The following is a 15,702-nucleotide window of genomic DNA, read 5'->3' on the forward strand; positions in this document are numbered from 1 at the left end:
CGCCGAACACTCATGACGCCATGTCTTACATACTTGCCGGTAACAACATCTATCCCCGGTGCCCGGAGCGCCTCTACGGTGCTCGCATGGAGCCGAACCTGCCCGATGTCGTGCTGTGGTCGATCCCGGCCTTCGTCCTGCTCACCGTCCTCGAAATGGTGTCGTACCGCCTGCACCCGGACGACGACGCCGCCGGGTACGACGCCAGGGACGCCGCCACCAGCGTCACCATGGGGCTGGGCAGCCTGGTCTTCGACCTGCTGTGGAAGATACCCGTCGTGGCGATCTACGCCGCCCTGTACGAACTGACCCCGCTGCGCGTCCCCGTGCTGTGGTGGACGGTCCTGCTGATGCTGCTCGCCCAGGACTTCTTCTACTACTGGTCACACCGGGGCCACCACGTCATCCGGATCCTCTGGGCCTGCCACGTCGTCCACCACTCCAGCCGGAAGTTCAACCTCACCACCGCCCTGCGCCAGCCCTGGACCTCGCTCACCTCCTGGCCCTTCTACCTGCCGCTCATCGCGCTGGGCGTCCACCCGGCCGCGCTCGCCTTCTGCTCCTCGGCGAACCTCGTCTACCAGTTCTGGGTACACACGGAACGGATCGACAAGCTGCCGCGCCCCTTCGAGTTCGTCCTCAACACCCCCTCCCACCACCGGGTGCACCACGCCTCCCAGGGCGGCTACCTGGACCGGAACTTCGGCGGGATCCTCATTCTCTGGGACCGGATCTTCGGCTCGTTCGCAACCGAGACGGAGCGCCCGGTCTTCGGGCTCACCAAGAACATCAGCACCCACAACCCGTTCCGCGTCGCCACCCACGAGTACGCCGCCATCGCCCGCGACGTACGCTCGGCCGCCACCTGGAGCGAGCGTGCGGGCCGGGTCTTCCGAGGACCGGGCTGGCAGCCGTCGCGCCCCACAGAGGCCGCCGTGCCCTCCGCGCCCGCGCCCGCCCGGCCGCACGCCGCCACCGAGCGCACCGGATGACGCCCCGCACCGGTGTGCCCCGGCTCGTACGACCGCTGATCATCGCCTTCCTGGCCGTGTCCGCCGTCCATCTGGCGGGGCTCCTCGCCGGGCTGGAAGCCTTGCACGCGGCCACCAAACCGCTGCTGATGCTGCTGCTCGCCGCCTACGCCGCAGCCCGCGGCGGCCCCCGGCTGCTGATCGCCGCGCTGCTGTGCGGCTGGGCGGGGGACGTGCTGCTGATGCCCGACGCCGAGCCCGCGTTCCTCGCCGGGATGGGCTTCTTCGCCGCGGGCCACGTCTGCTACCTGGTGCTCTTCGGCCGCGCCCCCGTCCGGCCGGTCTCCGGTGTCGTCTACGCCGTCGTGCTCGTGACCTTCGTCGCGCTGCTGTGGCCAGGGCTGCCGGACGGCCTGCGCATCCCGCTGACCGGGTACAGCCTGCTGCTCACGGCGATGGCCTGGCGTGCCGGCGTCCTCGGCCGCCGTGCCGCGCTCGGCGGCGCGCTCTTCCTCTTCTCCGACGCCCTCATCGCCACCGGCATCGCGGACCGGCCCCAGCTGCCGGCCCACGACTTCTGGATCATGCTGACCTACATCGCGGGGCAGTACCTGCTCACTCGGGGGGCGCTCGATCTGCACACGAATGCCACCGGAGCCGCCCCCGAGGCGTACCGTGAGAGGCGTATCAGAATCTGAGACCAGCGAGGACCCTCACGCATGCGTGCCACTGTGATCCATGCCCCCCACGACATCCGTGTGGAGGAGGTGCCCGACGCCACGGTCCAGCAGCCCACCGACGTGGTCCTGCGGGTCCTGCGGGCCTGCATCTGCGGCAGTGACCTCTGGGCCTACCGCGGTGATTCGGCCCGGCAGCCGGGCCAGCGCATCGGCCACGAGTTCCTCGGAGTGGTCGAGGAAGCGGGGGCCGAGGTCGCCGGCTTCTCCGTCGGTGACCTCGTGGTGGCCCCGTTCGTCTGGTCCGACGGCACCTGCACCTACTGCGCCGAAGGGCTCACCACCTCCTGCCCCCGGGGCGGCTTCTGGGGGTCGGTCGGTTCGGACGGCGGCCAGGGCGAGGCCGTGCGTGTCCCGTTCGCCGACGGCACCCTCGTCAAGCTCCCGGCGGCGGCCGCGTCCGACGACCGGCTGCTCACCGCGCTCCTCGCGCTCTCCGACGTGCTGGGCACCGGTCACCATGCCGCGCTCGGCGCGGGCGTGAAGCCGGGCAGCACGGTGGCGGTCGTCGGTGACGGTGCGGTCGGCCTGTGCGGCGTCATGGCCGCCAAGCGGCTCGGCGCCGAGCGGATCATCGCACTGGGACGTCACCAGGCGCGTACCGACATCGCCCGGGCGTTCGGCGCCACCGATGTCGTCGCCGAGCGCGGCGAGGCGGCCCTCGCGGCCGTACGGGAACTGACGCGGGGCGAGGGCACCCACGGGGTCATCGAGGCGGTCGGCACCGAGCAGTCGATGCGCACGGCCATCGGCATCGTCCGCGACGGCGGCTCCGTCGGATACGTCGGAGTCCCGCACGGCAGCGGCACCGGGATCGACCTCGACGTGATGTTCGACCGGAACATCGCCCTGCGCGGCGGGGTCGCCCCGGTACGCGCCTACATCCCGGAACTGCTCCCCGACGTGCTCGACGGCACGATCGACCCCTCGCCCGTCTTCGACCTCTCGGTCGGCCTGGACGGGGTGCCGGGCGGCTACAAGGCGATGGACGAGCGTACGGCGCTCAAGGTCCTGATCAAGCCGTAGCAGGCGGGCCGGAACGCCGGCGGGACGGAACGCGGGACGGGCCGGAGAACGTGGGAGGGGCCGGGGACAGCAGCTGTCCCCGGCCCCTCCCTCATGCCCTACTTGCGGACCGCGTCCAGCGCGTCCACGATTCCGGCTCCGTAGAAGCCGTTGTACCGCTTGCCGCCCTCGCAGACCGCGTCGACCGTGCCGTCACCGTCGATGTCGTACGGCGCACCGCACGCGGTGGCGTCCGCCTGGAGCGTCAGCAGCGCCTTCACCACGGCCGGTGAGGCGTGGGGGTGGGTCGACTTGATCAGGGCCGCGACACCCGCGACGTGCGGCGACGCCATCGACGTACCGGCCTTGTAGCCGAAGCGGTTGCCGGGCAGCGTCGAGAGGATCAGACCGTTGTCCGCGGGGGCCTCGGGCGTCTGGTAGCGCGTCGAGTCACCGCCCGGAGCGGCCACGTCGATGACCCCGAGCCCGTAGTTCGAGTAGGAGGACTTGAGGTTCTTCGCGCCGGTGGCGGAGACCGTCACGACGCCCGGCAGCATGGTCGGGATGTCGGGGCAGGCACTCGGGTCGACCGTGCGGGTGACCGTCGTCGAGTCGTTGGGGCTCGTCGAGTCCTCGATGGCGTCGAGGGCCAGGTCGTGGTCGGAGTTGCCGGCCGCGGCGACGTTGACGACGCCCTTGCCCTCCGCGTAGCGGGTCGCGCGGGTGACCGCCTCGACCAAGGCGCCCTGGTCCGGGTCGTTCTTGCAGTTGAACAGCCACGGGTCGGTGTAGTAGCTGCTGTTCGTCACGTCGACACCGTGCTCGGCGGCCCACACGAAGCCGCAGACGACGGCCTCGGTGTAGAAGTAGCCGGCCGGGGTGGACACCTTGATGCCGGAGACCTTCACGCCGGGCGCGACGCCGGTGATCCCCGTGCCGTTCTTCGCCGCGGCTATGGTCCCGGCGACGTGCGTGCCGTGGTCGCTCTCGCCGGCCGCGGGCCGCCAGGCGCCGTCCGTGGTGTCCGGGGCGCCGGACACGCAGTTCACCGAGGCCTTGCGGTCGAAGTTCGGCGCCAGGTCCGGGTGGGTGTCGTCCACGCCCGTGTCGATGACGGCGACCGTGACCTTGCTGCTGCCCAGCGACTTCTTGTGCGCCTGGTCCGCCTTGATGGCCGGGAGGTCCCACTGCAGGGGCTCCAGCGGGTCCTGGCCCGCCACCGCGTCCGCCGAAGCCGCCTGCGCCTGCGCGGCGGTGAGGGGCTGCTCGACCCCGATGTCCTTCGTCGCCGCCGGGGCGATCGGGCTGGTGCGCGTGGCGCCCGCCGACCGGACGCCCTTGGCCTTGCGGATCGTCGCGCCGAAGTCCGGGTTCTGCGAGTGGACGACTATGACGCCTATCTTGTCGTACGACGTCACGACGGTTCCGCCGGCCGCGGATATCGCCTTCCGCACCTGCTTGACCGTGCCGTGACCCGCCCGCGTGTTCACGACGTACGACAGCTCGGGGCCGTCGACACGCACCGTCGCCGCAGGCTCGTCCGCGGGTGCCGCGGCCGCGGTCCCCGTCGGAAGGAAGCCGAGCGAGGCCGTGAGCGCGAGTCCGACGGGCAGCGTGAGTACGCGGGTCCGTCTGGATGCCAGATGAGCCATGGGTTCTCCACATCATCCGTGCCGTGGGGCCGGACACAGGTGTGTCCGGTCCGGTACATGACCAGTGAATTTATCGCTGATCTTCCCGGCGCATCAATCAATACGGGCAAGTGAGTTCGAGGTGTGACCTCCGGGAGTCGCGTACACGGGTGCCTCCCCGAGAAGACCGAACCTGCGGTGAACCGCTTCGCCACGCTCTCCGTGCCGTTGCACAGGGAGTCACGCGATCAGCCCCGTCACTCACGCAGAGGACTCCCCGTGAAAGCCAACGTCCCCACCACCGCACCCGCGTCGCGAGGAGAATCCGTGGCCACCGAAGCCCCGCCGCCCCAGAGCCCTGAGGACGGCAGCCCCGTCCAGCCCACGACCGAGGCGTTCCTCGAGGCGCAGAACAGTGCGGAGTTCGCCGAGCTGCGCCGCTCGCACCGTTCCTTCGCCTTCCCGCTGACCGTCGGCTTCATCGCCTGGTACCTGCTGTACGTGCTGCTGTCCAGCTACGCCGACGACTTCATGAGCAAGATCGTCTTCGCGAACTTCAACGTCGCCTTCGTGTTCGGCCTGGCCCAGTTCGCCACCACGTTCCTCATCGCCTGGTTCTACTCGCGCCACGCCACGAACAAGCTCGACCCGCAGGCGGCGGCCATCAAGTCCCGTCTGGAGGCCGACGCATGAGCGCCGCGTACGCATCGCACCCCGTGATCCAGCTCGCCGCGTCGTCGTCGACGACGGAACACCGGCCGCTGATCATCACGCTCTTCGCCGTCTTCGTCGCCGCGACCCTGGGCATCACCGTCTGGGCCGGCCGGCAGACCAAGAGCGCGTCGGACTTCTACGCGGGCGGCCGGCAGTTCACCGCCTTCCAGAACGGACTCGCCGTCTCCGGCGACTACATGTCGGCGGCGTCCTTCCTCGGCATCGCCGGCGCCATCGCCCTCTTCGGCTACGACGGCTTCCTCTACTCCATCGGCTTCCTCGTCGCCTGGCTCGTAGCCCTGCTGCTCGTCGCCGAACCCCTGCGCAACTCCGGCCGCTACACCATGGGCGACGTCCTCGCCTACCGGATGCGCCAGCGGCCGGTGCGCACCGCCGCCGGTGTCTCCACCATCGTCGTGTCGATCTTCTACCTGCTGGCCCAGATGGCGGGCGCGGGCGTCCTCGTCTCGCTGCTGCTCGGCATCACCAGCGACGCGGGCAAGATCCTCATCGTGGCGCTGGTCGGCGTCCTCATGATCGTCTACGTCACGATCGGCGGCATGAAGGGCACCACCTGGGTGCAGATGGTCAAGGCCGTCCTGCTCATCGCGGGCGCCCTGCTGATGACGCTGATGGTGCTGTGGAAGTTCGACTTCAACGTCTCCGACCTGCTCGGCACCGCTGCGGAGAAGAGCGGTCACGGTGCGGCCTTCCTGGAGCCGGGCCTCAAGTACGGCGCCACGGACGTCTCGAAGCTGGACTTCATCTCGCTCGGTATCGCGCTCGTCCTCGGCACCGCCGGGCTCCCGCACATCCTGATCCGCTTCTACACCGTTCCGACCGCCAAGGCCGCCCGTAAGTCCGTGAACTGGGCCATCGGCATCATCGGCGCGTTCTACCTGATGACGATCGCCCTCGGCTTCGGCGCCGCGGCGCTCATCGGACCCGAGGAGATCAAGGCGAAGAACCCGGCAGGGAACGCGGCGGCCCCCCAGCTCGCCGAGTACCTCGGCGGGGTCGGCACCACGGGGGGCGCCATCATGCTCGCCGTGATCTCCGCGGTGGCCTTCGCCACGATCCTCGCCGTCGTCGCGGGCCTCACCCTCGCCTCGTCGTCCTCCTTCGCCCACGACATCTACGCCAATGTCATCCGCAAGGGGAAGGCCACCGAGAAGGAGGAGATGAGCGCGGCCCGCTGGGCCACCGTCGCGATCGGCGTCGTCTCCATCGCGCTCGGCGCCATGGCTCGCGACCTGAACGTCGCCGGACTCGTGGCCCTCGCGTTCGCCGTGGCCGCGTCGGCCAACCTGCCGACCATCCTCTACAGCCTCTTCTGGAAGCGCTTCACCACCCAGGGCGCGCTCTGGTCGATCTACGGCGGCCTCGCCTCGTCCGTAGTCCTGGTGCTCTTCTCCCCGGTCGTCTCCGGGAAGGCCAGCTCGATGTTCCCGGACGTGGACTTCGCCTGGTTCCCCCTGGAGAACCCCGGCCTCATCTCCATCCCGCTGGGCTTCCTGCTCGGCTGGGTCGGCTCGGTCCTCTCGAAGGAGGAGCCGGACAAGGGCAAGTACGCCGAACTCGAGGTCAAGTCCCTCACCGGCACCGGGGCCCACTGACGCCCGCGCGCCCGCCGTGCCCCGACGGGGCCCCGTCGTAGGTCTCTACGACGGGGCCCCGTCGCACCTCGTGTCAACCGCGCCCCCTCGATGTCGGGGGTCTCGCGTAGTCTCGGTGGTGTCAGACCGCAACCGCGGACATCACCGGGGGAGGCCCACAGTGCTCATCGACACCTACGGCCGGGTCGCCACCGACCTGCGTGTCTCGCTGACCGACAAGTGCAACCTCCGCTGCACGTACTGCATGCCGGAGGAAGGCCTGCAGTGGCTCTCCAAGACCGAGCTGCTCAGCGACGACGAGATCGTCCGGCTGATCCGGGTCGCCGTCACCGGCCTCGGTGTCACCGAGGTCCGCTTCACCGGTGGTGAGCCGCTGCTGCGTCCCGGCCTCGTCTCCATCGTCGAGCGGTGCGCCGCCCTGGAGCCCCGCCCCAGGATGTCGCTCACGACCAACGGCATCGGGCTCAAGCGTACCGCCACCGCGCTGAAGGCGGCCGGACTGGACCGGGTCAACGTGTCCCTGGACACCCTGCGCCCCGACGTCTTCAAGACGCTCACCCGCCGCGACCGTCACAAGGACGTGCTGGAAGGGCTCGAGGCCGCCCGCGAAGCCGGGCTCATCCCTGTCAAGGTCAACTCCGTCCTCATGCCCGGTCTCAACGACGACGAGGCACCCGAGCTGCTGGCCTGGGCGGTGGAGAACGCCTACGAGCTCCGCTTCATCGAACAGATGCCGCTCGACGCCCAGCACGGCTGGAAGCGCGACGGCATGATCACGGCAGGCGACATCCTCGCCTCGCTGCGCACACGCTTCACCCTCACCGCGGAAGGCGACGAGGAGCGCGGATCCGCCCCCGCGGAGCGCTGGACCGTGGACGGCGGCCCGCACCGCGTCGGCGTCATCGCCTCCGTGACCAGGCCCTTCTGCCGCGCCTGCGACCGCACCCGGCTCACCGCCGACGGACAGGTCCGCACCTGCCTCTTCGCCCGCGAGGAGACGGACCTGCGCGGCGCCCTGCGCTCCGGCGCCCCGGACGAGGAGATCGCCAGGATCTGGAAGCTCGCGATGTGGGGCAAGAAGGCGGGCTCCGGACTCGACGACCCGGCCTTCCTGCAGCCCGACCGCCCGATGTCAGCGATCGGCGGCTGAGGACTCCCACTCCGCCAGCGTCACGACGTCCTTCAGGAAGCCGCGCACGTCGAGGAACGACGAGAGGTGCTCCCGGTGCTCGTCGCAGGCCAGCCAGGTCTTGCGGCGCTCGGGAGTGTGCAGCTTCGGGTTGTTCCAGGCGAGCACCCACACGGCATCGGCGCGGCAGCCCTTGGCTGAACAGACCGGTGCGCCGGTGGCGCTCTCGGCGGAGGTGTCGGGGAAGTTCACGGCCTCAACCCTAAGCGCTCCTGCCGGAGGCCTCCGCGACGCGTCCCCGCCGGAGAATGGCGACGCCGGGCAGCCACGGGGGGAGCTGCCCGGCGTCGGTCCGTCGCTCCGACGGGGGATGCGGAGCGCACAGGAAGTATGGCACGGGCCCCGGGATCCGGTGCACCGGATCGTCATGATTGATCTGAGCTCTTACCGGGGTCCGCGGAGTACTCCCGGTCAGTCGGCCGGGCCCTGTCCTGCCGCACGGCCGGTGGGACCGGGTTCCGTGGCGGGCTCCGCTGGGGCCGCCGCAGGAGCCGTGCCGAGAGCCGGCCGCATCGGCGCCGACACGAACGTCGAGGGGAGCGAAGGAGCGTTCTCACGCCCGGCGTTGGCGATGACGACCGAGACATAGGGAAGCAGGACACCCAGCGCGAGCGCCACCACGGCCACATGCCTCTCGACGTTCCACAGGGTCGCGGCCAGCACCACGGCGACGGTTCGCACGGACATCGAGATGATGTAGCGCCGTTGCCTGCCACGCACGTCGTCGGCGAGGCCCTGCCGGGCACCCGTGATCCGGAAAACCTCCGGGCCGCTCTGCTTCCGCATCGTGATTCCACCACCAGATCTCTGTGCCGGACTTCCCCGGACGGTGCCGCTACCACGGTACGCCCGGCGTCGGCCGTGTCCGGGACCGGGGCGCGCCCCGCCCCCACGGGTTCGAACCACAGTTCCACGTACGGACCTGTCCGGCATGCGGCGTACGTCCGGCGCGCCGAGACTGGGTGAACGTGCGCACACCGCGCCGCACGAGGAGGCGATATGGGCTGGTTGTGGGCAATCATCGTAGGTCTGGTGCTGGGTGTGATCGCCCGGGCGATCCTGCCGGGGAAGCAGGACATCCCCCTCTGGCTGACGGTGGTGTTCGGCATCCTCGGCAGCATCCTCGGCAACGCCGTCGCGACCTGGATCGGGGTCAACGACACCAAGGGGATCGACTGGATCCGGCACGTGCTGCAGCTGATCGGCGCCATTGCCGTCGTGGGTGTCGGCGACATGGTCTGGCAGTCCATCAGGGGCAACAGGAACAAGACCCGCAGAACCTGATCCGGATGTGAGAACGCCGCGGCCGGTCACGCGTCATGCGTGACCGGCCGCGGCGTCGTGCTCGCCGGTGTCAGCCCGCCGTGACCTCGACGGCGGCCAGGTTCTTCTTGCCCCGGCGCAGGACCAGCCAGCGCCCGTGCAGCAGCTCCTCCGCGGCGGGGGCGCTCTCGCCGTCCGTGACCTTCGCGTTGTTCACGTAGGCCCCGCCCTCCTTGACCGTGCGCCGGGCCGCCGACTTGCTGGCGGACAGTCCGACCTCGACCAGCAGGTCCACCACCGGGCCCAGCTCCGTGACCCTGGCGTGCGGCACCTCGGACAGGGCGGCGCTCAGCGTCGCCTCGTCCAGCTCGCCGAGCTCGCCCTGACCGAACAGCGCCTTCGACGCCGCGATGACCGCCGCGCACTGCTCGCCGCCGTGCACCAGCGTCGTCAGCTCCTCGGCCAGCGACCGCTGCGCCGAACGCGCCTGCGGACGCTCCTCGGTGAGCTTCTCCAGCTCCTCCAGCTCCTCGCGGCTCCTGAAGCTGAGGATGCGCATGTACGTCGAGATGTCCCGGTCGTCCACGTTCAGCCAGAACTGGTAGAACGCGTACGGCGTCGTCATCTCCGGGTCGAGCCAGACGGCGCCGCTCTCGGACTTGCCGAACTTGGTGCCGTCCGCCTTCACCATCAGCGGCGTCGCCAGCGCGTGCACGGCGGCGCCCGGCTCCAGGCGGTGGATCAGGTCGATGCCCGCGGTGAGGTTGCCCCACTGGTCGCTGCCGCCCTGCTGGAGGGTGCACCCGTGGCGCCGGTACAGCTCCAGGAAGTCCATGCCCTGGAGGAGCTGGTAGCTGAACTCGGTGTAGCTGATGCCCTCCTGCGACTCCAGGCGGCGGGCCACCGAGTCCTTGGTGAGCATCTTGTTGACCCGGAAGTGCTTGCCGATGTCCCGGAGGAACTCGATCGCGGACAGGCCCGCGGTCCAGTCCAGGTTGTTCACCATGGTCGCGGCGTTCGGGCCCTCGAAGGTGAGGAAGGGCTCGATCTGCCCGCGCAGCCGCTGGACCCACGCGGCGATGGTTTCCGGGTCGTTCAGCGTGCGCTCCGCGGTCGGCCGCGGGTCACCGATCTGGCCGGTGGCCCCGCCGACCAGGGCGAGCGGCTTCAGCCCCGCGAGCTGGAGCCGGCGCATGGTGAGCACCTGCACGAGATGGCCCACGTGCAGGCTCGCCGCTGTCGGGTCGAAACCGCAATAGAAGGTGACCGGGCCGTCCGCCAGAGCCTTGCGCAGTGCGTCCTCGTCGGTGGACTGGGCGAACAGCCCACGCCACTTCAGCTCGTCGACGATGTCCGTCACGGTCGTTTCTCTCCTCTGAGGGTCCGATTGGTTGTCCGGCCAGTCTATGGGGGTCATACGCCCCGGCTGACCGAGCTCATGTGGAAGTCCGGGATACGCAGCGCGGGCATCGCGGCACGGGTGAAGTAGTCGCCCCACTCACGCGGCAGCGTCTTCTCCGTACGGCCCGCCTCCGAGGCCCGGGACAGCAGCCCGACCGGCGACTCGTTGAACCGGAAGTTGTTCACCTCGCCGACGACCTCGCCGTCCTCCACCAGATAGACCCCGTCCCGGGTCAGACCGGTCAGCAGCAGGGTCGCCGGATCCACCTCCCGGATGTACCAGAGGCACGTCAGCAGCAGGGCGCGGCCGGTCGTCGCGGCGACCATCTCGTCCAGGGACAGCTCGCCGCCGCCGTCCAGGACGAGGTTGTCCATGGCCGGGGCGACGGGAAGGCCCGTCAGCCCCGCCGAGTGGCGGGTGGTGGTCAGCCGCTCCAGCTTGCCGCCCGCGATCCAGTCCGTCGGTGCCAGCGGCAGCCCGTTGTCGAAGACGGAGCCCCCGTCCCCGGACGCGTGGGCGATCACGAACGGGGCCGACTCCAGCCCCGGCGCGTACGGGTCGCTCCGCAGCGTGAGCGGCAGGCCCGAGAGCTCCTCCCCGACACGCGTCCCGCCGCCGGGCCGTGAGAAGACCGTCCGGCCCTCGGTGGCGTCCCGGGCCGAGGCCGACCAGTACTGGTAGATCAGCAGGTCCGCCACCGCGGTGGGGGGAAGCAGCGTCTCGTACCGGCCGGCCGGCAGCTCGATCCTGCGCTCGGCCCAGCCGAGCCGCCGGGCGAGCTCCGTGTCGAGCGCCGCCGGGTCGACGTCCTTGAAGTCCCGGGTCGACCGGCCCGCCCAGGCCGACCGCGTCCGGTCGGGGGACTTGGCGTTCAGCTCCAGGGTCCCGTTCGGCTGGTCGTGGCGCAGCCGCACCCCCGTCGACGACCCCAGGTAGGTGGAGGTCATCTCGTGGTTCGCGAAGCCGTACAGCTCGCGGCCGCCCGAGCGGGCCCGCGCGAAGGCGTCGCCGAGCGCCGGGGCGAAGTCGGCGAAGACGTCGGAGCCGGTCTCCGCCGGCGGTTCCGTGAAGTCCGCGGACACCGGGATCCCGGACACCAGCGGCTGCGCGTCCTCGGCGGGCCCGGCACCCCGCGCGGCGGCCTCCGCCGCCCGTACGAGCGGTTCCAGGTCGTCGGCCGTGACGGCCGAACGCGTCACCACGCCGGACGCCGTCCCCTGCGCGCCGTCGACGGTCGCGATCACGGTCAGGGTGCGTCCACGCGTCACCCCGTTCGTGGTCAGCGCGTTGCCGGCCCAGCGGAGATTGGCGGAGGAGTTCTCGTCCGCGATCACCACACAGTCGTCGGTGGTGGACAGCTCCAGTGCGCGCTCGACGATCTCGTACGGCTTGCTGACGCGGCTCATCGCCCGCCCTCCTGCGTCGTGTTGAGGATGTTCACGCCCCGGAAGAGGGCGGAGGGGCAGCCGTGCGAGACGGCCGCGACCTGACCCGGCTGGGCCTTGCCGCAGTTGAACGCGCCGCCCAGCACATAGGTCTGGGGACCGCCGACCTTCTCCATCGAGCCCCAGAAGTCCGTCGTCGTCGCCTGGTAGGCCACGTCCCGCAGCTGGCCCGCCAGCCGGCCGTTCTCGATCCGGAAGAACCGCTGGCCGGTGAACTGGAAGTTGTGCCTCTGCATGTCGATCGACCAGGACCGGTCGCCGACCACGTAGATCCCGCGCTCCACCCCGCCGATCAGGTCCTCCGTGGAGAGCCCTCCCGGATCCGGCTGCAACGAGACGTTCGCCATGCGCTGCACGGGGACGTGGCCCGGCGAGTCCGCGTACGCGCATCCGTTGGACCGGCCCAGGCCCGTCAGCTTCGCGATCCTGCGGTCCGTCTGGTAGCCCACCAGCGTGCCGTCCCTGACCAGGTCCCAGGACTGGGCCTCGACGCCCTCGTCGTCGTAACCGATGGTCGCGAGCCCGTGCTCGGCGGTGCGGTCACCGGTCACGTTCATCACGGGGGAGCCGTACGTCAGCTTCCCCAGCTGGTCGAACGTCGCGAACGAGGTGCCCGCGTAGGCCGCTTCGTAGCCCAGCGCCCGGTCCAGCTCGGTGGCGTGGCCGATCGACTCGTGGATGGTCAGCCACAGGTTCGACGGGTCGACCACCAGGTCGTACGTTCCCGCCTCGACGCTCGGCGCCCGCATCTTCTCGGCCAGCAGCCCCGGGATGCGCTCCAGCTCGGCGTCCCAGTCCCAGCCGGTGCCCGTGAGGTACTCCCAGCCCCGGCCCACCGGCGGAGCGATCGTCCGCATCGAGTCGAACTCGCCGGTCCCGCCGTCCACGGCCACCGCGGTCAGCTGCGGATGCACCCGCACCCGCTGCTGGGTGGTGACGGTGCCGGAGGTGTCCGCGTAGAACTTGTTCTCATGGACCGTCATCAGGGAGGCGTCCACGTGGGCGACCCCGTCGGCCGCCAGCAGCCGCGCACTCCACTCGGCGAGCAGCCCAGCCTTCTCGGCGTCCGGCACCTCGAAGGGGTCGAGCTCGTACGCCGACACCCAGGTCCGTTCGCCGTGCACCGGCTCGTCCGCCAGCTCGACCCTCTCGTCGGACCCGGCCGCCGCGATCACCTTCGCGGACAGCTTGGCCATGGCCACCGCCTGCGAGGCCACCTTCGCCGCCGCGTCCATAGTCAGGTCCACCCCGGACGCGAACCCCCAGGCCCCGCCGTGCACGACCCGGACCGCGTACCCGGTGTCGGTGGTGTCCGACGTCCCGGAGGGCCGGGCGTCCCGCAGCCGCCACGAGGCGTCGCGCACCCGCTCGAACCGGAAGTCCGCGTGTACGGCGCCGAGCGCGCGGGCGCGGGCGAGGGCCGCGTCGGCGAGTGCACGCAGCGGCAGGGCCAGGAACGACTGATCTACCTCGTGGGCCACGAAGGGCTCCCCTTCTCCACGTCCGAAAATGTCTCCGCAGTGAATCATGAGGGGTTCCGGCCTGCCCGTACGTGGTTTTACGTAGCCGTGGTGCGGGCCCGACGGTTCTGTAGGAACCCGACAGCGCCGCGCTGGAGCCACTGTCAGAGGCCGATTCCCTGGTTGAGGGGTCGTACCGATAGGTTTTCGATGTACCAGACCGCCAAGGAAAGGGTGATCCGTTGAGCCGCTCGGTTCTCGTCACCGGAGGAAACCGGGGCATCGGCCTCGCCATCGCCCGCGCCTTCGCCGACAGCGGCGACAAGGTCGCCATCACCTACCGCTCGGGGGAGCCGCCGCAGGCGCTCACCGAGGCGGGTGTCCTCGCGGTCCGGTGCGACATCACCGACACCGAGCAGGTGGAGCAGGCCTACAAGGAGATCGAGGAGAAGCACGGTCCCGTGGAGGTGCTGGTCGCCAACGCCGGTATCACCAAGGACCAGTTGCTGATGCGGATGTCCGAGGACGACTTCACGTCCGTGCTCGACACCAACCTCACCGGCACCTTCCGCGTCGTCAAGCGGGCCAACCGCGCGATGCTGCGCGCCAAGAAGGGCCGTGTCGTCCTGATCTCCTCCGTCGTCGGCCTCCTCGGCTCGGCGGGCCAGGCCAACTACGCGGCGTCCAAGGCGGGCCTGGTCGGCTTCGCCCGGTCGCTGGCCCGTGAGCTGGGCTCGCGGAACATCACGTTCAACGTCGTCGCACCCGGGTTCGTCGACACCGACATGACCCAGGCGCTCACCGATGAGCAGCGCAAGGGGATCGTGTCCCAGGTGCCGCTCGGCCGTTACGCGCAGCCCGCCGAGATCGCGGCCGCGGTGCGCTTCCTCGCGTCCGACGACGCGTCGTACATCACTGGAGCCGTCATCCCCGTTGACGGCGGATTGGGCATGGGTCACTGATCACCATGAGCGGAATTCTCGACGGCAAGCGCATCCTCATCACGGGCGTGCTGATGGAGTCGTCCATCGCCTTCCACACCGCCAAGGTGGCCCAGGAGCAGGGCGCCGAGGTCATCCTGACGGCCTTCCCCCGGCCGACGCTGACCGAGCGGATCGCCAGGAAGCTCCCCAAGCCCGTCAAGGTCCTCGAGCTCGACGTCACCAACGCCGAGCACCTGGAGCGCCTCGCCGGCCTGGTCAAGGACGAGCTCGGTTCGCTGGACGGCGTCGTGCACTCCATCGGCTTCGCGCCGCAGGACGCCCTCGGCGGCAACTTCCTGAACACGCCCTTCGAGTCGGTGGCCACCGCCATGCACGTCTCGGCGTTCTCGCTGAAGTCGCTCGCCATGGCCTGCAAGCCCCTGATGAACGACGGCGGCTCCATCGTCGGCCTCACCTTCGACGCGCAGTTCGCCTGGCCCCAGTACGACTGGATGGGCCCGGCCAAGGCAGCGCTGGAGGCGACCTCCCGTTACCTCGCCCGCGACCTGGGCAAGGACAGCATCCGCTGCAACCTGATCTCGGCGGGCCCGCTCGGCTCCATGGCCGCCAAGTCCATCCCGGGCTTCGGCGAGCTCGCGGACGTCTGGAACCACCGCTCCCCGCTGGAGTGGGACATGACGGACCCGGAGCCGGCCGGCCGTGGGGTCGTCGCGCTCCTCTCGGACTTCTTCCCGAAGACGACGGGCGAGATCATCCACGTCGACGGCGGCGTGCACATGATGGGCGCCTGACCGCTTCCACGGCTCACCGACGGCCGCGTACCCCTCATCGGGTACGCGGCCGTCGTGCGTGTCCGGAGGGCTCGCCCCGCGCTCAAGTCGAAAAGCTGGCCGTTCCACCGCAGAATGTGGAGGAACCGGACTTTTGGTCAGGCTGCGGGGAGGAGACCGTTGTGCGCTCCACACGTCGCAGAACCTGGGCCCTGCTCGCCACCGCCGCCATCGTCGCCGGGCTCCTGACTCCCGTGGCCGTGAGCGCGGCCAACCGGGCGGGCAGCTCGGCGGTACCCGCCGCACCCGAACCCGAGCCCTCGGGCGCGGAATGCCGCACGTCGGTCGAGGGGTCCCGGGTTGTCGCCTACTGCCACAACCCGTACCCGACCACCGATCTCGTCCAGCTCCACACCGAGTGCGCCCGGTGGTGGGACGTCGACGCTGACGGCGGCGCGGTCGCGGTGCAGCCCGGGCGGACGGTCAAGCTCGAGGACCGCTGCTGGAAAGAGGTCGGCTCGGCCTGGGTCAGTCATTCGGTGTCCTGAAGGACCT

Annotated in this window: 16 protein-coding genes; 10 read left to right on the forward strand and 6 right to left on the reverse strand. The window is 70.3% G+C overall.

Annotated elements, in window-relative coordinates:
* Positions 1–86: 86 nt before the first annotated feature.
* Genes P8A20_RS28685 through P8A20_RS28695 form a run of 3 tightly spaced genes read left to right on the forward strand, consistent with a single transcriptional unit; the run spans position 87 to position 2,734 of the window.
* Positions 87–992 carry a sterol desaturase family protein gene (locus P8A20_RS28685; RefSeq protein ID WP_147962048.1) on the forward strand — a complete coding sequence of 302 codons (906 nt, stop codon included), beginning with the start codon at positions 87–89 and terminating at the stop codon, positions 990–992.
* Positions 989–1,669 (forward strand): lysoplasmalogenase, encoded by a 681-nt coding sequence (locus P8A20_RS28690; protein WP_147962049.1) that lies wholly within the window; start codon positions 989–991, stop codon positions 1,667–1,669. Before P8A20_RS28685 ends, P8A20_RS28690 begins: the two co-directional genes overlap by 4 nt.
* Positions 1,670–1,690: 21 nt before the next feature.
* Positions 1,691–2,734 (forward strand): zinc-dependent alcohol dehydrogenase family protein, encoded by a 1,044-nt coding sequence (locus P8A20_RS28695; protein ID WP_147962050.1) that lies wholly within the window; start codon positions 1,691–1,693, stop codon positions 2,732–2,734.
* A 98-nt stretch (positions 2,735–2,832) separates the two neighbouring features.
* Here P8A20_RS28695 and P8A20_RS28700 read toward each other — a convergent pair whose 3' ends face one another.
* Positions 2,833–4,365, reverse strand: a complete 1,533-nt coding sequence (locus P8A20_RS28700) for a S8 family peptidase (protein WP_147962051.1) — start codon at positions 4,363–4,365, stop codon at positions 2,833–2,835.
* Positions 4,366–4,671: 306 nt separating this feature from the next.
* Here P8A20_RS28700 and P8A20_RS28705 point away from each other — a divergent pair, with 306 nt between their 5' ends.
* The 3 genes from P8A20_RS28705 (at position 4,672) to moaA (ending at position 7,824) form a co-directional block, all read left to right on the forward strand.
* Positions 4,672–5,037: a DUF485 domain-containing protein gene (locus P8A20_RS28705; RefSeq protein WP_147962052.1), complete on the forward strand. Its 366-nt coding sequence runs from the start codon at positions 4,672–4,674 to the stop codon at positions 5,035–5,037.
* Entirely contained in the window at positions 5,034–6,674 is a 1,641-nt protein-coding gene (locus tag P8A20_RS28710; protein WP_147962053.1) for a monocarboxylic acid transporter, read from the forward strand. The genes P8A20_RS28705 and P8A20_RS28710 overlap by 4 nt, the downstream gene beginning before the upstream one ends.
* A gap of 160 nt (positions 6,675–6,834) precedes the next feature.
* A complete protein-coding gene (gene moaA, locus P8A20_RS28715; protein WP_306104495.1) occupies positions 6,835–7,824 on the forward strand; it encodes a GTP 3',8-cyclase MoaA in 990 nt (329 codons plus the stop codon).
* Here the strand turns inward: moaA and P8A20_RS28720 are convergent.
* Both P8A20_RS28720 and P8A20_RS28725 read right to left on the reverse strand, forming a co-directional pair.
* Complete coding sequence (locus P8A20_RS28720) at positions 7,807–8,055, reverse strand: hypothetical protein (protein WP_147962055.1); 249 nt, start codon at positions 8,053–8,055, stop codon at positions 7,807–7,809. The two genes, moaA and P8A20_RS28720, sit on opposite strands and share 18 nt — an antisense overlap.
* Positions 8,056–8,274: 219 nt before the next feature.
* Complete coding sequence (locus P8A20_RS28725; protein WP_147962056.1) at positions 8,275–8,649, reverse strand: DUF3099 domain-containing protein; 375 nt, start codon at positions 8,647–8,649, stop codon at positions 8,275–8,277.
* A 213-nt stretch (positions 8,650–8,862) separates the two neighbouring features.
* On the opposite strand from P8A20_RS28725, the gene P8A20_RS28730 reads away from it, so the two are divergent.
* Entirely contained in the window at positions 8,863–9,147 is a 285-nt protein-coding gene (locus P8A20_RS28730) for a GlsB/YeaQ/YmgE family stress response membrane protein (RefSeq protein WP_147962057.1), read from the forward strand.
* Positions 9,148–9,217: 70 nt separating this feature from the next.
* Here P8A20_RS28730 and tyrS read toward each other — a convergent pair whose 3' ends face one another.
* Genes tyrS through P8A20_RS28745 form a run of 3 tightly spaced genes read right to left on the reverse strand, consistent with a single transcriptional unit; the run spans position 9,218 to position 13,454 of the window.
* Entirely contained in the window at positions 9,218–10,486 is a 1,269-nt protein-coding gene (gene tyrS, locus P8A20_RS28735) for a tyrosine--tRNA ligase (RefSeq protein WP_147962058.1), read from the reverse strand.
* Between the two features lie 53 nt (positions 10,487–10,539).
* Positions 10,540–11,934, reverse strand: a complete 1,395-nt coding sequence (locus tag P8A20_RS28740) for a metallopeptidase TldD-related protein (RefSeq protein WP_147962059.1) — start codon at positions 11,932–11,934, stop codon at positions 10,540–10,542.
* A complete protein-coding gene (locus tag P8A20_RS28745; protein ID WP_147962060.1) occupies positions 11,931–13,454 on the reverse strand; it encodes a TldD/PmbA family protein in 1,524 nt (507 codons plus the stop codon). The genes P8A20_RS28740 and P8A20_RS28745 overlap by 4 nt, the downstream gene beginning before the upstream one ends.
* Before the next feature lie 221 nt (positions 13,455–13,675).
* Between P8A20_RS28745 and fabG the strand changes: the two genes are divergently transcribed.
* The 3 genes from fabG (at position 13,676) to P8A20_RS28760 (ending at position 15,695) form a co-directional block, all read left to right on the forward strand.
* Positions 13,676–14,395 carry a 3-oxoacyl-[acyl-carrier-protein] reductase gene (gene fabG / locus P8A20_RS28750; RefSeq protein ID WP_147962061.1) on the forward strand — a complete coding sequence of 240 codons (720 nt, stop codon included), beginning with the start codon at positions 13,676–13,678 and terminating at the stop codon, positions 14,393–14,395.
* 5 nt (positions 14,396–14,400) lie between these two features.
* Positions 14,401–15,168: an enoyl-ACP reductase FabI gene (gene fabI / locus P8A20_RS28755; protein WP_147962062.1), complete on the forward strand. Its 768-nt coding sequence runs from the start codon at positions 14,401–14,403 to the stop codon at positions 15,166–15,168.
* A 161-nt stretch (positions 15,169–15,329) separates the two neighbouring features.
* Positions 15,330–15,695, forward strand: coding sequence for a hypothetical protein (locus P8A20_RS28760; protein WP_147962063.1), 366 nt, complete (start codon positions 15,330–15,332; stop codon positions 15,693–15,695).
* The last annotated feature ends 7 nt before the right edge of the window (positions 15,696–15,702 follow it).

This window comes from Streptomyces sp. Alt3 (genome assembly GCF_030719215.1).
GTDB classification, from domain to species: Bacteria; Actinomycetota; Actinomycetes; order Streptomycetales; family Streptomycetaceae; genus Streptomyces; species Streptomyces glycanivorans.